This is a genomic window from Candidatus Dechloromonas phosphoritropha, from assembly GCA_016722705.1.
GTDB classification, from domain to species: Bacteria; Pseudomonadota; Gammaproteobacteria; order Burkholderiales; family Rhodocyclaceae; genus Azonexus; species Azonexus phosphoritrophus.
Genome location: JADKGN010000004.1, coordinates 2,359,233 through 2,373,435 on the forward strand (window position 1 = coordinate 2,359,233; position 14,203 = coordinate 2,373,435).

Consider the following 14,203-nt stretch of genomic DNA (forward strand, 5'->3'; position numbering starts at 1 on the left):
CTGGGCTTTCCGGTCGAAGCTGAAAAACGCGTCGTCCTTCCCGAAAACCGCTGAATCAGATCCAGGAGAATGCGCCATGAGCAACAAGAAACTTACCACTACCGCTGGTTGCCCGGTTGTAGACAACCAGAATTCGATGACTGCCGGTCCGCGCGGCCCGCAACTGTTGCAGGACGTCTGGTTCCTCGAAAAACTGGCCCATTTCGACCGTGAAGTCATTCCCGAGCGGCGCATGCATGCCAAGGGTTCGGGAGCCCATGGTACGTTTACCGTAACCAACGACATCACCAAGTACAGCCGCGCCAAAATTTTTTCCCAGGTCGGCAAGAAGACCGAACTCTTCGCCCGCTTCTCCACAGTCGCCGGCGAGCGCGGCGCTGCCGATGCCGAACGCGACATCCGCGGTTTCGCCATCAAGTTCTATACCGAGGAAGGCAACTGGGACATGGTCGGCAACAATACGCCGGTTTTCTTCATGCGCGATCCGCTCAAGTTTCCTGACCTCAATCATGCCGTCAAACGCGACCCGCGCACCAACCTGCGCAGCGCCACCAACAACTGGGATTTCTGGACGCTGCTACCGGAAGCCCTGCACCAGGTCACCATCGTCATGAGCGACCGTGGCCTCCCGGCGAGCTATCGCCACATGCATGGCTTCGGTTCGCACACCTTCAGCTTCATCAACGCGCAGAACGAGCGCTTCTGGGTCAAGTTCCACTTCAAGTGCCAGCAGGGCATCAAGAACATGACCGACGCCGAAGCTGAAGCGGCGGTCGGCAAGTGCCGCGAAACGCACCAGCGCGACCTCTATGACGCCATCGAAGGCGGCGATTTCCCGAAATGGACGCTGGCGGTGCAGGTCATGCCCGAAGCCGATGCCGATAAGGTTCCTTATCACCCGTTTGACCTGACCAAGATCTGGCCGCACAAGGATTACCCACCGATCGAAGTCGGCGTCATGGAACTGAACCGCAATCCGGTCAATTATTTCGCCGAAGTCGAGCAGGTGGCCTTCAACCCGGCCAACGTCGTGCCCGGTATCAGCTTTTCGCCGGACAGGATGCTGCAGGGCCGGCTGTTCTCCTACGGCGACGCTCAGCGCTACCGGCTCGGCGTCAATCACGGCCACATTCCGGTCAATGCGCCGAAGTGCCCGTTCCACAGCTATCACCGCGACGGCCAGATGCGGGTCGATGGCAACTTCGGCAGCACGCTGGGCTACGAGCCGAACAGCCAGGGCGAGTGGCAGGAGCAGCCGGACTACCGCGAACCGCCGCTGAAGATCGACGGTGCGGCCGATCACTGGAACTTCCGCGAGGACGATGACGACTATTACTCGCAGCCGCGCGCCCTGTTCCAGTTGATGGCGCCGGCCCAGCAGCAGGTCCTGTTCGAAAACACCGCCCGCTCGCTGGGCGATGCGCCGGAAGAGGTCAAGCGCCGCCACATCGGCAACTGCAGCAAATGCGATCCGGCCTATGGCGCCGGCGTCGCCAAGGCCTTGGGCCTGACGGTCTGATGCACGAAGCCCGGGGCAACCCGGGTTTTTTTCAGGCCTTGCCGGCGGACATTTCCATCAGTGGCCAGCGCGGCTGCACAGCAAAGCTGCCGGCCGCCTTCGCCGGCGTTCCCGCCTGTAGTCGCAGGCAACCGGCCAGCGCGATCATTGCGCCGTTGTCGGTGCAGAATTCAAGTTCCGGATAATAGACGCGGAAGCGCTTGCGTTTTGCCTCCTGATTCAGCGTCGACCGCAACTGTTGGTTAGCGCCAACGCCGCCGGCTACGACCAGTTGCTTGAGGCCGGTCTGCTTCATTGCTTTCAGCGATTTCTTGACCAGCACCTCGACAATGGCTTCCTGAAAAGCACATGCCGCATCGGCCCTGAATTCATCGCCCAATGCTTCCAACTGCTCGCGAACCAGCGTCAGTACCGCCGTTTTCAAACCGGAAAAACTGAAATTCAGGTCATTGGTATGCAGCATTGGCCGCGGCAACTTGTAAATGCCGGGCCTGCCCTGCTCGGCCAGCTTCGACAGCAGGGCGCCGCCGGGATAAGGCAGGCCGAGCAGCTTGGCGCTTTTGTCGAAAGCTTCGCCGGCCGCATCGTCGAGTGTCTCGCCGAGCAGTTCGTACTCGCCGACGGCGGTCACCTGCATCAACTGCGTATGGCCGCCGGAAACCAGTAGCGCGACGAACGGAAAAGTTGGTGGCGCGGCCGACAACAGTGGCGACAGCAGATGTCCTTCGAGGTGATGCACCGGAATGGTCGGCTTGTCGAGCGCCACCGCCAGCGCTTCGGCAAAGGCGCAGCCGACCAGCAAGGCGCCCGCCAGCCCCGGGCCGCGCGTATAGGCTACGGCATCGACATCGGCCAGCGACCGCTTGGCGTTGGCCAGCGCTTCGCGCAACAGCGGCACGACCCGGCGGATATGATCGCGCGAAGCCAGTTCCGGCACGACGCCGCCGTACTCGGCGTGCATCATGACTTGCGAATGCAGAGTATGCGACAAGAGTCCGGCAGCACTGTCGTAGAGCGCAATACCGGTTTCGTCGCAGGAGGATTCAATACCGAGGACTAGCATCGGCGCGCATTTTACCACTTGAGACAAAAGGGATTTCTGCCATATACTGCTTGGCTTTCCGCGACCATGCGGATGCTAATTTGCGCGCACCGCCGTTTACTTGACCTGGCGGGCGCCTGACGGGAGGGGGTGATTTTTATGCCGAACATTCGTGTCAAGGAAAACGAACCATTCGAGGTGGCGATTCGCCGCTTCAAGCGCACTGTCGAAAAGACGGGCCTCCTGACCGAGTTGCGCGCTCGCGAGTTTTACGAAAAGCCCACCGCCGAGCGCAAGCGCAAGGCGGCCGCCGCCGTCAAGCGCCAGCACAAGCGCCTCCGCAGTCTGACCCTGCCGCCGAAAATGTACTGATCGAAACTGTTCAGTGAAAATGGAAGCCGCCCGCCACACAGCAGGCGGCTTTTTCGTTTGAGAAAAGCCAAATGAACCTCAAGACACGTATTACCGAAGACATGAAAGCGGCCATGAAGGCCAGGGAAACAGCACGGCTGAACGCGATCCGCCTGCTGCTCGCCGCCATCAAGCAGAAGGAAGTCGATGAGCGTATCGAACTCGACGACAACGCCGTTATCGCCGTCATCGAAAAGCTGACCAAACAACGCAAGGACAGCGTCACCCAGTACGAAGCGGCCGGCCGCCAGGAGCTGGCCGACGGCGAAAAATTCGAGATCGCGGTTCTCGCCGCCTACCTGCCAGAGAAAATGAGTGCTGCCGATACCGCTGCCGCCGTTGCTGCGGCAGTCGCCGAAACCGGCGCCAAGGGGCCGACCGACATGGGCAAGCTGATGGCCTTGCTCAAGCCGCGCCTGACCGGCAAAGCCGACATGGCGGAAGTATCGAAACTGGTCAAGGCCGCGCTTGCCGGCTAAGCGAGCGTGATCCCGGACTCCTTCATCCAGGACCTGCTGGCGCGGGTCGACATCGTCGATCTGGTCGACAGCTACGTCCCGCTGAAAAAGTCAGGGGCAAATTATGCCGCCTGCTGCCCTTTCCATAACGAAAAATCGCCGTCGTTCACGGTCAGCCCGACCAAGCAGTTTTACCACTGCTTCGGCTGCGGGGCGAACGGCACGGCGATTGGCTTTGTCATGGAATACCAGGGACTGGGCTTCATCGATGCTGTCAAGGAACTGGCCAGCCGCGCCGGCATGCAGGTATCGGAAAGCGAGGGGCGCAGCTTCAGCGATGAAAAGCCGGGCCAGACACGCGCCCTGATCGACGTCATGGCCCGCGCCGCGCAGTACTACAAGGATCAGCTCAAGGCCTCGCCACGCGCCATCGAATATTGCCGGAAACGCGGGTTGACCGGAGAAGTCGCCGGCCGCTTCGGTATGGGTTATGCGCCGGAGGGCTGGCAGAACCTGCAGGCGATATTCTACGATTACGACGCCGATGAACTGAAAACAGTTGGCCTCGTCATCGAGAATGAAGCGGGTCGTCGCTACGATCGTTTCCGCGACCGCCTGATGATCCCGATCATCAACCAGAAAGGTGACATCATCGCCTTTGGCGGGCGCATCATCGATCACGGCGAGCCGAAATACCTGAACTCACCGGAAACCCCACTCTTCGAGAAAGGGCGCGAACTGTTCGGCCTGCCGCAGGCACGCCAGGTACTACGCGAAACCAATACTGCGATCGTCACCGAGGGCTACATGGACGTCATTGTGCTGGCCCAAAATGGCGTCGGCAATGCCGTCGCGACGCTCGGCACGGCGACCACGGCGACCCACGTAAATAAGCTGCTGCGCCAGGTCGACCGCGTCGTTTTCTGTTTCGACGGTGATAATGCCGGGCGCAAGGCTGCCTGGCGCGCGTTGGAAAACGCGCTCGAAGCGCTGGCCGATAACAAGCGCCTCGCCTTCGTCTTTCTGCCACAGGAAGATGACCCGGACAGCTACATCCGTGCCAATGGCAAGGAAGCATTCGAGCGTCTGGTCAAGCAGGCGATGCCGCTTTCCGACTTCCTGCTGCGCGAACTTGCCCAGCGCTGCGACCTGACCAGTTCAGAAGGCAAGGCCCAGTTGATTTACGAAGCCAAGCCGCTGCTGCTCAAACTGCCGACGCCGCTGCTACGCCTGCAACTGGTCAAGCGCCTGGCCGAAGCCAGCGGCTTTGCCCAGAGCGAGGTCGAACGCCTGTGCGAACTGAAATCCTACACGCCCGCCGCGCCGGCCAGGGCGAGGCGCCCGGCGCCGTCGCTCTCCCGCAACCTGCTGCGCATCGTCCTGCACAAGCCGGTGCTGGCCAGGGCATTGCCGGTGGGCCGCCTGCCGGACACGCCCGAGCGCCCGCTCCTGATCCTTCTGCATGATCTCGTGGCGGCCCATCCGGATGCCCCAGGTTATGCGTATCTGCGTGAGCAGATGCGTGGCCGGCCAGAAGCGGGACTGGTGGAAGCTTTCGCTTCGGAACTTCTTGACCATCCGTTTGACGAAGGTGAAGCAGAAGCAGAGTTTGACGCAATACTCGAGAAAATGCAGGAAGGCGATCAGAAGCGCGCTTTTTCCGAGTTGCAGGCCAGGGTGCAGAAACTTGGGGTCACCGGGCTGACGCCGGAGGAAAAGCGGGCCTATATCGACATTATCGGCAACCGGGGAAATCGAAGCTAAGTTATGGTATAATTTACGGTTTTCTCCAATTACATGGATCGTAGTCATGATCAAGGCAACAGACACTGTCAAGGAAGCCCCAAAGGCTCGTATCAGTAAGGCCAAGGAGAAGGCCGCAGAAAAGGCGCTGCTCCAGGGCGCACTGACCGAAACTCCCGCCCCCCTTGACGCCGAAGCGCGCAAGACGCGCCTGAAAAACCTGATCAAGCTGGGCAAGGAGCGGGGATTTCTCACTTACGCCGAAATCAACGACCACCTGCCGGATGACGTCGTCGATGCGGAAAGCATCGAAACGATCATCTCGACCTTTAGTGACATGAGTATCCAGGTCTTCGATGAAGCCCCGGCAGCCGAAGACCTGCTGATGTCCGATACGGCGACCGTGGCGGCCGATGACGAGGAGGTCGAGGAGCAGGCGGAACAGGCCTTGTCTACGGTCGACTCCGAATTCGGACGCACTACCGATCCGGTGCGCATGTACATGCGCGAAATGGGTTCAGTCGAACTGCTGACCCGCGAAGGCGAGATCGAGATCGCCAAACGTATCGAGGATGGCCTCAAGCACATGGTTCAGGCCATCTCAGCCTGCCCGACGACGATCGCAAATATCATCGAGATGGCGGCGAAGGTCGAAGCCGATGAAATGCGCATCGACGAACTGGTTGATGGGCTGATCGACCTCAACGCCACCGTATCTGCACCCAATGCGGACCTGCCGGAAGATATCGAGGAGGAGGAAGAAGAGAGCGACGAAGACAGCGATGGCGGCGCCGGCGCCGTATCCGCTTCGATGCTGCGACTGAAGACTGATGCCCTGGAGCGCTTTGCCACCATCCAGGCCCTGCATGTCCGGATGCAGAAGTCACTGGTCGGCAAGGGTTCGCAGGACAAGACCTACCTCAAGATCCGGCAGCAGATTACCGACGAGCTGATGAACATCCGCTTCACTTCGCGCTCGATCGAGCGACTCTGCGACAGCGTGCGCGGCATGGTTGAACTGGTGCGCGGCTCGGAACGCAAGATTCAGCAAATCTGCGTCGACAAGGTCAAGATGCCACGCGCGCATTTCATCCAGGTTTTTCCGGGCAGCGAAGTGAATCTCGACTGGGTCGATGTCGAGATCGCCGCGGCACCCAAGACCTACGTCGCCATCCTGACCCGCAACGCACCCGCGATCAAGGAAGAGCAGAAAAAGCTGCTCGCCCTGCAGGAACACATCGGCATTCCGCTCAAGGATCTCAAGGACATCAACAAGCAAATGTCTACCGGCGAGGCCAAGGCCCGGCGCGCCAAGCGCGAAATGACCGAGGCCAACCTGCGCCTGGTCATCTCGATCGCCAAGAAATATACCAATCGCGGCCTGCAGTTCCTTGATCTGATCCAGGAAGGCAACATCGGCCTGATGAAAGCGGTGGACAAGTTCGAATACCGTCGCGGCTACAAGTTCTCGACCTACGCCACATGGTGGATTCGCCAGGCGATCACCCGTTCCATCGCCGACCAGGCGCGGACCATCCGCATTCCGGTGCACATGATCGAGACGATCAACAAGATGAACCGGATCAGCCGTCAGATTCTGCAGGAAACCGGCGCCGAGCCTGATCCGGCGACGCTGGCCAAGAAGATGGACATGCCCGAGGAGAAGATCCGCAAGATCATGAAAATTTCCAAGGAACCGATCTCGATGGAGACCCCGATCGGTGACGATGACGATTCTCATCTCGGCGACTTTATCGAGGACCAGCACACCCTGGCCCCGGCCGACGCGGCGATGTACTCGAGCCTGCGCGGTGTAACCAAGGATATTCTGGATACGCTGACCACGCGCGAAGCCAAGGTTCTACGCATGCGCTTCGGCATCGAAATGAACACCGACCACACGCTGGAGGAAGTTGGCAAGCAATTCGACGTCACCCGTGAGCGCATCCGCCAGATCGAGGCCAAGGCTCTGCGCAAGCTGCGACACCCGAGCCGATCGGACAAGCTGCGCAGCTTCATCGACAGCAGCGGCAACTAACTTGACGGGCCTGTAGCTCAGTTGGTCAGAGCAGAGGACTCATAATCCTTTGGTCCAGGGTTCAAGTCCCTGCGGGCCCACCAGTAAATCAAGCAGCAGGCCAGTTCATCGGCCTCTTGCTCCACGCACCACCGTCTTCAGAAAGGAGTTTCAAATGCACACTTCCGAGGTTTATGAGTACCTGAAGAAACACGGCCAACTGCTGGACCTTGAGATTGCGGCGGCCACCGGCATTTCTCTGGATGAGGTGCGGACATCCCTTTCCGAACTGTCGGCGCAGGGCGATATTTCCCGGTGCAGCGTCACTAGTTACGCCAGCGGCACGCCCGTGGAAGGCTTCCAGTGCCGGATTGCCGGGTATATTCCGCGCCCCGCACCCGGCAGGAAGCCGGGGGTTACTCCGAAGGCAACCACGTAACCGATGCGGTCAGGCAGTTGAGCCAGCATGAAGCCATCCTTCGGGGTGGCTTTTTGCTTTATTGGCCCAGGATTACCATCCGATCCCATGACCATCGAAATCGCCAAAGAAGCCCCATGCACAAGCTGATCATAGCCCCGTTTATTGCCTACCTCACCAGGCTTCGCTTTCCGGTCCTGTTCGGCATTACCGCCGTGCTGTTCGTTCTCGACTCTTTCATCCCGGATATGATTCCTTTCGTGGATGAGATCCTGCTGGGTCTGGGTGCGGCACTTCTGGGGAGTTGGAAGAAGCGAAAGGACTCGAACCCGCCAAACGATCAGTCTGGTCAATAGGGGCAGCCAAGGCACTGCTGCAACCGTACACAGGCAGACACACATTGTTGCAAGCCGTTACTTGAGTTGCCGCAGTTGGACCGGTATCTTGCATTCATGCGCTGACCAGACATCAGCCTAGACGGCCACCTCTCCCCCTCCCCCTGAGCCGGCCGTCTTGAAAGCCTCGCACTCCCCCCTAGTGCGGGGCTTTCGCCTTATTGGGCTACCCCCTGTCTTTCAGAAGATCGTTGCGCTGAAACGCGATACAGAATGAAGAAGCGGTATTGGCCACCTGCGGTTCGGTATTCTGCTGGCAAGAGCCAAGTACGCTTCCGGCTGCATCGGCCGCCGATCCAATGCTCAGCATGGAATATTTGCTAGCCACCGAGCCGTCGGCTTCAACATCGATAGTCACGTAAACTTCATGCATTCCCACCCTTGGTCTGGATCAGTTCCCGTCGCTCCCAACTTTTGCTCGCGCCAGAAGCGGTGCAACAAGGTCCATGGGCAAGGGAAACACGATAGTGCTGTTCTTGTCCGCGCCGATCACCGTAAGGGTTTCCAAATAGCGCAGCAAAATTGCCTGGGGTTCTTGGGCGAGTATTTGTGCAGCCTGAAATAGCTTTTCAGATGCCTGCAATTCTCCTTCAGCGTGAATCACTTTGGCACGCCGCTCGCGTTCCGCCTCGGCTTGCCTGGCGATCGCCCGAATCATTGATTCGGTCAGGTCCACTTGCTTGATCTCGACATTGGAAACCTTGATTCCCCAAGAGTCGGTTTGTGCATCCAGGGCTTGCTGAATGTCCGTATTGAGCTTCTCGCGCTCGGCCAGCATGTCGTCCAGTTGGTGCTTGCCCAATACAGAACGCAGCATCGTCTGTGCCAATTGGCTGGTGGCGTTGAGGTAGTCGACGACCTGAATGATCGCCTTTTCCGGATCGATGACGCGTAAATAGACGACCGCGCTGACTTTTACCGAAACGTTGTCACGTGAAATGACATCCTGCGTTGGCACCTCCAGAACCACCGTACGCAGATCCACCCTGACTGCCTTCTGTATCACCGGGATGATGATGACAAGCCCTGGGCCCTTCACCTTCCAGAAGCGACCCAAGGTGAAGACAACGCCACGTTCGTACTCACGGAAAATGCGGATTGCCGAAGAGAAGAACAAGGCGGACGCCAAAACCGTAAAGCCGAGCGCAAACCAACTGAGGTCCAGGAGCATTTTGTGTTTCCTTTGTTCTGAGGTAGTTCAGCGGCGCGGGGCTCGAGAACTGCCGCCACTGCCGGTAGTCGATCGACCCCGTATTCGATAGAGTATCAGGTAATTACAAGTTCCTTGCCTTCTTGAACCAGTAGCTGTGATTGGGCACCAGCGCTCAGCGCTTAGCGGGAACACCGCCCCTGACACCTGGAAGGCTTTCGCCAAAGGCTGTGGGCCAAGGCGGAACTACGGAAATGCCGTAAGGGAATCCCTTTCGGAACTGTCGGCGCAGGGCGACATCTCCCGGTGCAGCGTCCCAGTTACGCCAGCGGCACGCCCGTGGAAGGCTTCCAGTGCCGGATTGCCGGGTATATTCCGCGCCCCGCGCCCGGCAGGAAGCCGGGGGTTACTCCGAAGGCAACCACGTAACAACTGGTGCCGCGCGGATAAGCAGGCCTGAGGCCATCCTTCGGTGTGGCTTACTGTTTTTTTTGGTCGGTTCACTCCCGTTTGGCGCGGATCCGCCGGGCCGCCCGAATTGCCATGGGCGCAAGCAGCAACAGTCCGCCAGGAAGGACAATTGCGGCAATCCAGAACAAAGTGGTGCGAATTAGGCTCATGGGATGCATTCTCCCATTTGGATGTCAGGCGCCGCGTGAGATCGATCACGGTCAACACGAATCTGTGACTCAGGTGATACAGGCAAGGGCAATTTTTCATGCACGCCTTTCGCCTTTATCGCGCGGTGTCGGAAACTTATTGCCAATAAGGCGACTGACACGCACTGTTGCAATCCGTCACTTGTGTTGACGAGGTTGCGCAGGTATCTTGAACTCATGCATTGATCCCCCGTCAGCCCGAGCGGCCCACCTCTCCCCCTTCCCCGACACTGTCCGTCTTGAATGCCTCGTACTTCCTCCGGTGCTGGGCATTCGTTCTATTTGTCGGCAGTTGCATTCCGCGACATTTTCTCCGGCCGTTCCACCTTTCGCGCTAACATTACCGCGCTGGCCCGGGTAATCAGGACAGGCACTCAACTTCGCACCAGCCGAATAACCTCAAGGCAACTGATCAAACCATGCTCGACAATTTGACGCCCTTTCTTCTGCAATGGGCGCTTTCGGCGCTCACGCTCTGGATGGCAAGCCACGTGTTTGGTGGTATCCGCTTCGCCAATACCTCGTCGTTAATCGTCTCTGCGCTACTGCTTGGGTTCGTGAATGCAGTCATAAGACCCATCCTAATCGTTCTCACGCTGCCATTGACGGTGATCACCCTTGGCCTGTTCCTTCTGGTCATCAATGCGCTGATGTTGCTGTTGGTATCGGCCGTGGTTCCGGGTTTCAAGATCTCCGGGTTCTGGACGGCTTTCTTCGCTGGCATATTCATCGCAGTCCTGAGCTTGGCGCTGGGGGCGCTGCTGCCTGGCAACGAGGCATCGTGGTATCGAATTCCGCACACTCAAGGAAACACTGTGTGGCTCTGAATTCCCGGTCCGTTCTGTCTCTGCCCAGGGACATGGGTTGGAATCCGACCTGCCCCATGGGTGGCAATCCAGAATGGCCCGCATCTGCCTACGACGAGAGGAGATAGATTCATGCCGATAGCTCATTGGTGTATCTTGGCCGTATGCCTTTTGCCGGTGCTGACCATAGGTCTGGCGAAGGCTGCCTCGGTTCTGGCGAGAGGCAGGAATGGCGAGCATTATGACAACAAGCACCCGCGCGAATGGGAGGCTCGCTTGACCGGTTGGCAGCAGCGTGCCCATGCGGCCCAGGCGAATGGGTTTGAGGCTCTGCCCTTGTTCATTGCCGCTGTAATTTTGGCGCAGCAGGCGCACGCGGATCAGGATCGTATCGATGCCCTGGCACTGTGGTTTGTTACCGCCCGCATCGTCTATGTCATTGCCTATCTGATGAATCTTGGCACGCTTCGCTCACTGGTGTGGGCGGCCGGCTTCGCTGTAAGCGTTGCCATTCTCGCCATCGCTTGAACGGTCCCGCGCAGGCTTGCTGGCTGTCGGCCCGCAATCGCCGGCAGCGCACCGGCAATTCAAGGCTTTGCCATCACCATGATTTCCATGCAATTGGGTCCAGCCTGGAACGGTGATTGAGGCAACCAGATCACCTTAGGCTCTACTGCCCGGGCCGCTGCTGGGATTTATCGGGCCTTATCCTCCTCGGCGACCGAATTCCGCAGTTGCGGCAATGGTGGCGATCCTGGCTACCCCGTTGGGCTTCCTCGACGACAAAGATCGAAAGATTGTTCAGGCGATAAGGCAGGACCACGCCAAGCCAATCGACAGATGATCCCATTTTATTTAGAAGGGCATAAGACACGGCCTCGCCAGATCCGTACTCGGGCAACTCACCACAGAGTAGGGGTGCTTTGCGGATGATTCGACATCCGCGCCGAGCGCTCGGAAACATGCCGAATCAGCGGGCCGACCGTAGCCGCCCTGGATATTCACCAACGAACTCCCTCTGCCGTCGGTGCAATCTCCTTTCCAGCCTGCGGAAGATCGATCGCACCGCGGAGCAACTCACTGGGCCTGACGCTGCCTCGAAAATCCGCGTTAAGCTCCTGTCCCAGGCAAGCGGCGACTGCTCGTTTCAGGCATCGTCACAATTCGGGGTGCCTAGTTGGCTTTCTTGGCAGCTTTCTTGGCCACCTTCTTGGCCTTCTTGGCCTGCGTGGCGGCTCGCCTCGCTTCCTTCTTGGCCTGCCTGGCGGCCTGCTTGGCTGCTTTGCTGGCCTGTCTGGCTTCCATCTTTTCCTGCTTAGCGGCTTGCTTGGCTGCCTTCTTGCTCACCTTGGCCTCGGTAGCCTCATCCGCCATTGCAGCGCCAGACGGTGCCGGCTTGCCAAGCGGCTGGGTAATCTTCGCGGCCTTGGCCTTAGCCAGTGCGTCAGAAAGCACCTTCTCGTTCTGCTCCTTCGTCTCGTCGAGATCGCTTCCAACCGGTGTCGACGACTTTGCTGCAATCGGTGCACTTTCAACCTTGGCCTTGATCTGTGCCGGTTCCGGAGTGACTACCGCGGCTGGCTTGGCTGCGGCTGGCTTGGCTGCGGCTGGCTTGGCTGCGGCTGGCTTGGCTGTTGCGGGTGGCGTCGCTGCTACGGCTGGTGTCGCTGCTGTGGCTGGCGTGGGGGTAACGGTAGGCTTCGCTGCGGGGGTTTCCGGTTTCAATTCTTCAGACATCTGCCTCTCCTCAAGAAAAAATAGACAACCCGCATGTTAGCAATTTCAGATGCAATTGGTGCGAAGTATTGGCGAGTAAAATGTTTATGACTTCAAAAAGCCGAGACACGACATGACACAGGACGAACTTAAGATTGCAGTTGGAAAGGCGGCGGCCGACCATGTGGCCGAGAATTCCCCGGAAGGCTGCATCATCGGCGTTGGTACCGGATCGACCGCGAACTGCTTCATCGATGCCCTCGCCACTTTCCGTACGCGCTTGAAGGGCGCGATTGCCAGTTCGGAAGCCACGAAAAGACGACTCGAAAGCCATGGTATCGTGGTATTCGATCTGAATGACATCGACGATCTTCCGTTCTACGTCGACGGTGCCGACGAGATCGATGCCGGCCTGAACATGATCAAGGGTGGCGGTGGCGCACTGACGCGGGAGAAGATCGTCGCGGCGGTCGCGCGGAAGTTCATCTGCATCGCCGACGGTTCAAAGGCGGTGGCGACGCTGGGCAGGTTTCCCCTGCCGGTCGAGGTCATTCCGATGGCTCGCGCTTACGTCGCCCGTGAATTGACCAGACTGGGAGGCGATCCGGTGCTGCGCGAGGGCTTCATCACTGACAATGGCAACGTCATTCTCGATGTCAGGGGTCTAGTCATCATCGACCCCAAGGGTCTGGAATCAGAAATCAACCAGATGGCCGGCGTCGTCACCAATGGCCTGTTCGCCATCCGCCCTGCCGACTTGCTGCTGCTCGGTAGAGCCGAGGGTGTCAAGAGCATTTTCTGATTCGCCGGTAAGCAGACTGTTGCGGTCGACGGCCAGGAAAGGGCAATTTTCCAAGACAAGAGTTCCCGCCGCGGCGAGAACTCTTGCCACCGATCCTGTTCTCAGGCTGGTGGCGGAACGTAACCCTGAATCTGGTCGGCCCCAGCGCCAAAAAAGTGCTTCTCCAACTGTTCCGCAAGATACTTGCGGTGGAGGGCATCCACCAGATTGAGCCGGTTTTCGTTGATTAGCATGGTCTGCAGCTTGATCCATTGCTGCCATGCCTCCTTCGAGACATTCTCGAAAATTCGCTGGCCAAGTGCTCCCGGGTAGGGCGGAAAATCGAGACCTTCGGCCTCGCGTCCAAGCTTGATGCAATTGACGGTTCGTGCCATCTGTTACTCCATAGCTAACTGCGTGTTGAATCATGAATTCGCTGACAGGCTGGCCAAATCGCCCGCCCGCCCAACAGGAAAAAGGTTCGCGTTCGTCGACCGTGCCTGACTGACCGCGTTGCGAGGCGAAAATCTTACCACCGGAAGTCATTCTGACCGAAAGCTGGCCAGCCGGCTAGACCTGCAATCGGGTCCGCCTGTCGCGGCCATTTCTCGTTGCCCTCAACTCACCACACCACCCGTGTGTCTCGCTACGCCGACGGTTTTGCCTGGATCTGATTCAGGCCGGGAACGGTTTTCAGCTATACAGGTCGGTATTTGCCTCATAATGCGCGGTCGCTAACTGAAAATGGAGGGCAATACATGGCAACTGAAAGCGAGAAGGGGACCCCCGAGGTCACCAAGGATGAATCGGCAACCGCGTCTTCCAACCCCCCCGCAGCTGCGGTGACGAAACAGGCCGCTGCAACCAAGGCAACCAAGCCAGCGGCGAGCGCTGCAACGAAGTCAGCAGCGTCAAAGAATGCCACGCCAACGGCAAAAGACAAGGAGGCACTAGCGAAAGCCTCGCATGGCGCCGTGAAGGCCAAGGTAGCGCTGACGAAGGCAGCCGAGGATGCGGTAAAGGCCATCAAGGCATCCCGCAAGGAAGCCACGCAATTCATCGGCAGGGGCAGCGGCGAGGAGGTGTCG

Annotated in this window: 15 protein-coding genes and 1 tRNA gene; 11 read left to right on the top strand and 5 right to left on the bottom strand. The window is 58.9% G+C overall.

Annotated features, from left to right (window positions below; translation table 11 throughout):
- Positions 1-76 precede the first annotated feature (76 nt).
- The gene (locus IPP03_17150) at positions 77-1,519 is read left to right on the top strand and encodes a catalase (protein ID MBL0354290.1); all 1,443 of its coding nucleotides are present in this window, start codon (positions 77-79) and stop codon (positions 1,517-1,519) included.
- Between the two features lie 31 nt (positions 1,520-1,550).
- On the opposite strand, the gene tsaD is transcribed toward IPP03_17150, so the two are convergent.
- Positions 1,551-2,582, bottom strand: a complete 1,032-nt coding sequence (gene tsaD, locus IPP03_17155; GenBank protein ID MBL0354291.1) for a tRNA (adenosine(37)-N6)-threonylcarbamoyltransferase complex transferase subunit TsaD — start codon at positions 2,580-2,582, stop codon at positions 1,551-1,553.
- A gap of 138 nt (positions 2,583-2,720) precedes the next feature.
- Here tsaD and IPP03_17160 point away from each other — a divergent pair, with 138 nt between their 5' ends.
- The 7 genes from IPP03_17160 (at position 2,721) to IPP03_17190 (ending at position 7,964) form a co-directional block, all read left to right on the top strand.
- Entirely contained in the window at positions 2,721-2,933 is a 213-nt protein-coding gene (locus IPP03_17160; protein ID MBL0354292.1) for a 30S ribosomal protein S21, read from the top strand.
- A 71-nt stretch (positions 2,934-3,004) separates the two neighbouring features.
- The gene (locus IPP03_17165) at positions 3,005-3,451 is read left to right on the top strand and encodes a GatB/YqeY domain-containing protein (protein ID MBL0354293.1); all 447 of its coding nucleotides are present in this window, start codon (positions 3,005-3,007) and stop codon (positions 3,449-3,451) included.
- Positions 3,452-3,457: 6 nt separating this feature from the next.
- Positions 3,458-5,194 carry a DNA primase gene (locus IPP03_17170; GenBank protein MBL0354294.1) on the top strand — a complete coding sequence of 579 codons (1,737 nt, stop codon included), beginning with the start codon at positions 3,458-3,460 and terminating at the stop codon, positions 5,192-5,194.
- 46 nt (positions 5,195-5,240) lie between these two features.
- Positions 5,241-7,211, top strand: coding sequence for an RNA polymerase sigma factor RpoD (gene rpoD / locus IPP03_17175; protein MBL0354295.1), 1,971 nt, complete (start codon positions 5,241-5,243; stop codon positions 7,209-7,211).
- Positions 7,212-7,217: 6 nt separating this feature from the next.
- Positions 7,218-7,294 (top strand) — tRNA-Ile (locus IPP03_17180).
- A gap of 71 nt (positions 7,295-7,365) precedes the next feature.
- Positions 7,366-7,629: a transcriptional regulator gene (locus IPP03_17185; protein MBL0354296.1), complete on the top strand. Its 264-nt coding sequence runs from the start codon at positions 7,366-7,368 to the stop codon at positions 7,627-7,629.
- 116 nt (positions 7,630-7,745) lie between these two features.
- On the top strand, positions 7,746-7,964 hold the full coding sequence (locus IPP03_17190) for a hypothetical protein (GenBank protein ID MBL0354297.1): 219 nt from the start codon (positions 7,746-7,748) through the stop codon (positions 7,962-7,964).
- Positions 7,965-8,169: 205 nt separating this feature from the next.
- Here IPP03_17190 and IPP03_17195 read toward each other — a convergent pair whose 3' ends face one another.
- Positions 8,170-8,376 (bottom strand): hypothetical protein, encoded by a 207-nt coding sequence (locus IPP03_17195; protein MBL0354298.1) that lies wholly within the window; start codon positions 8,374-8,376, stop codon positions 8,170-8,172.
- A gap of 18 nt (positions 8,377-8,394) precedes the next feature.
- On the bottom strand, positions 8,395-9,168 hold the full coding sequence (locus IPP03_17200; protein ID MBL0354299.1) for a slipin family protein: 774 nt from the start codon (positions 9,166-9,168) through the stop codon (positions 8,395-8,397).
- 1,063 nt (positions 9,169-10,231) lie between these two features.
- Between IPP03_17200 and IPP03_17205 the strand changes: the two genes are divergently transcribed.
- Both IPP03_17205 and IPP03_17210 read left to right on the top strand, forming a co-directional pair.
- The gene (locus IPP03_17205; protein ID MBL0354300.1) at positions 10,232-10,639 is read left to right on the top strand and encodes a phage holin family protein; all 408 of its coding nucleotides are present in this window, start codon (positions 10,232-10,234) and stop codon (positions 10,637-10,639) included.
- 111 nt (positions 10,640-10,750) lie between these two features.
- A complete protein-coding gene (locus tag IPP03_17210; GenBank protein MBL0354301.1) occupies positions 10,751-11,146 on the top strand; it encodes an MAPEG family protein in 396 nt (131 codons plus the stop codon).
- A gap of 645 nt (positions 11,147-11,791) precedes the next feature.
- Here the strand turns inward: IPP03_17210 and IPP03_17215 are convergent.
- On the bottom strand, positions 11,792-12,355 hold the full coding sequence (locus IPP03_17215) for a hypothetical protein (protein ID MBL0354302.1): 564 nt from the start codon (positions 12,353-12,355) through the stop codon (positions 11,792-11,794).
- Between the two features lie 112 nt (positions 12,356-12,467).
- Here IPP03_17215 and rpiA point away from each other — a divergent pair, with 112 nt between their 5' ends.
- The gene (gene rpiA / locus IPP03_17220; protein MBL0354303.1) at positions 12,468-13,136 is read left to right on the top strand and encodes a ribose-5-phosphate isomerase RpiA; all 669 of its coding nucleotides are present in this window, start codon (positions 12,468-12,470) and stop codon (positions 13,134-13,136) included.
- A gap of 101 nt (positions 13,137-13,237) precedes the next feature.
- On the opposite strand, the gene IPP03_17225 is transcribed toward rpiA, so the two are convergent.
- Positions 13,238-13,510, bottom strand: coding sequence for an oxidative damage protection protein (locus IPP03_17225; protein MBL0354304.1), 273 nt, complete (start codon positions 13,508-13,510; stop codon positions 13,238-13,240).
- Positions 13,511-14,203 lie beyond the last annotated feature (693 nt).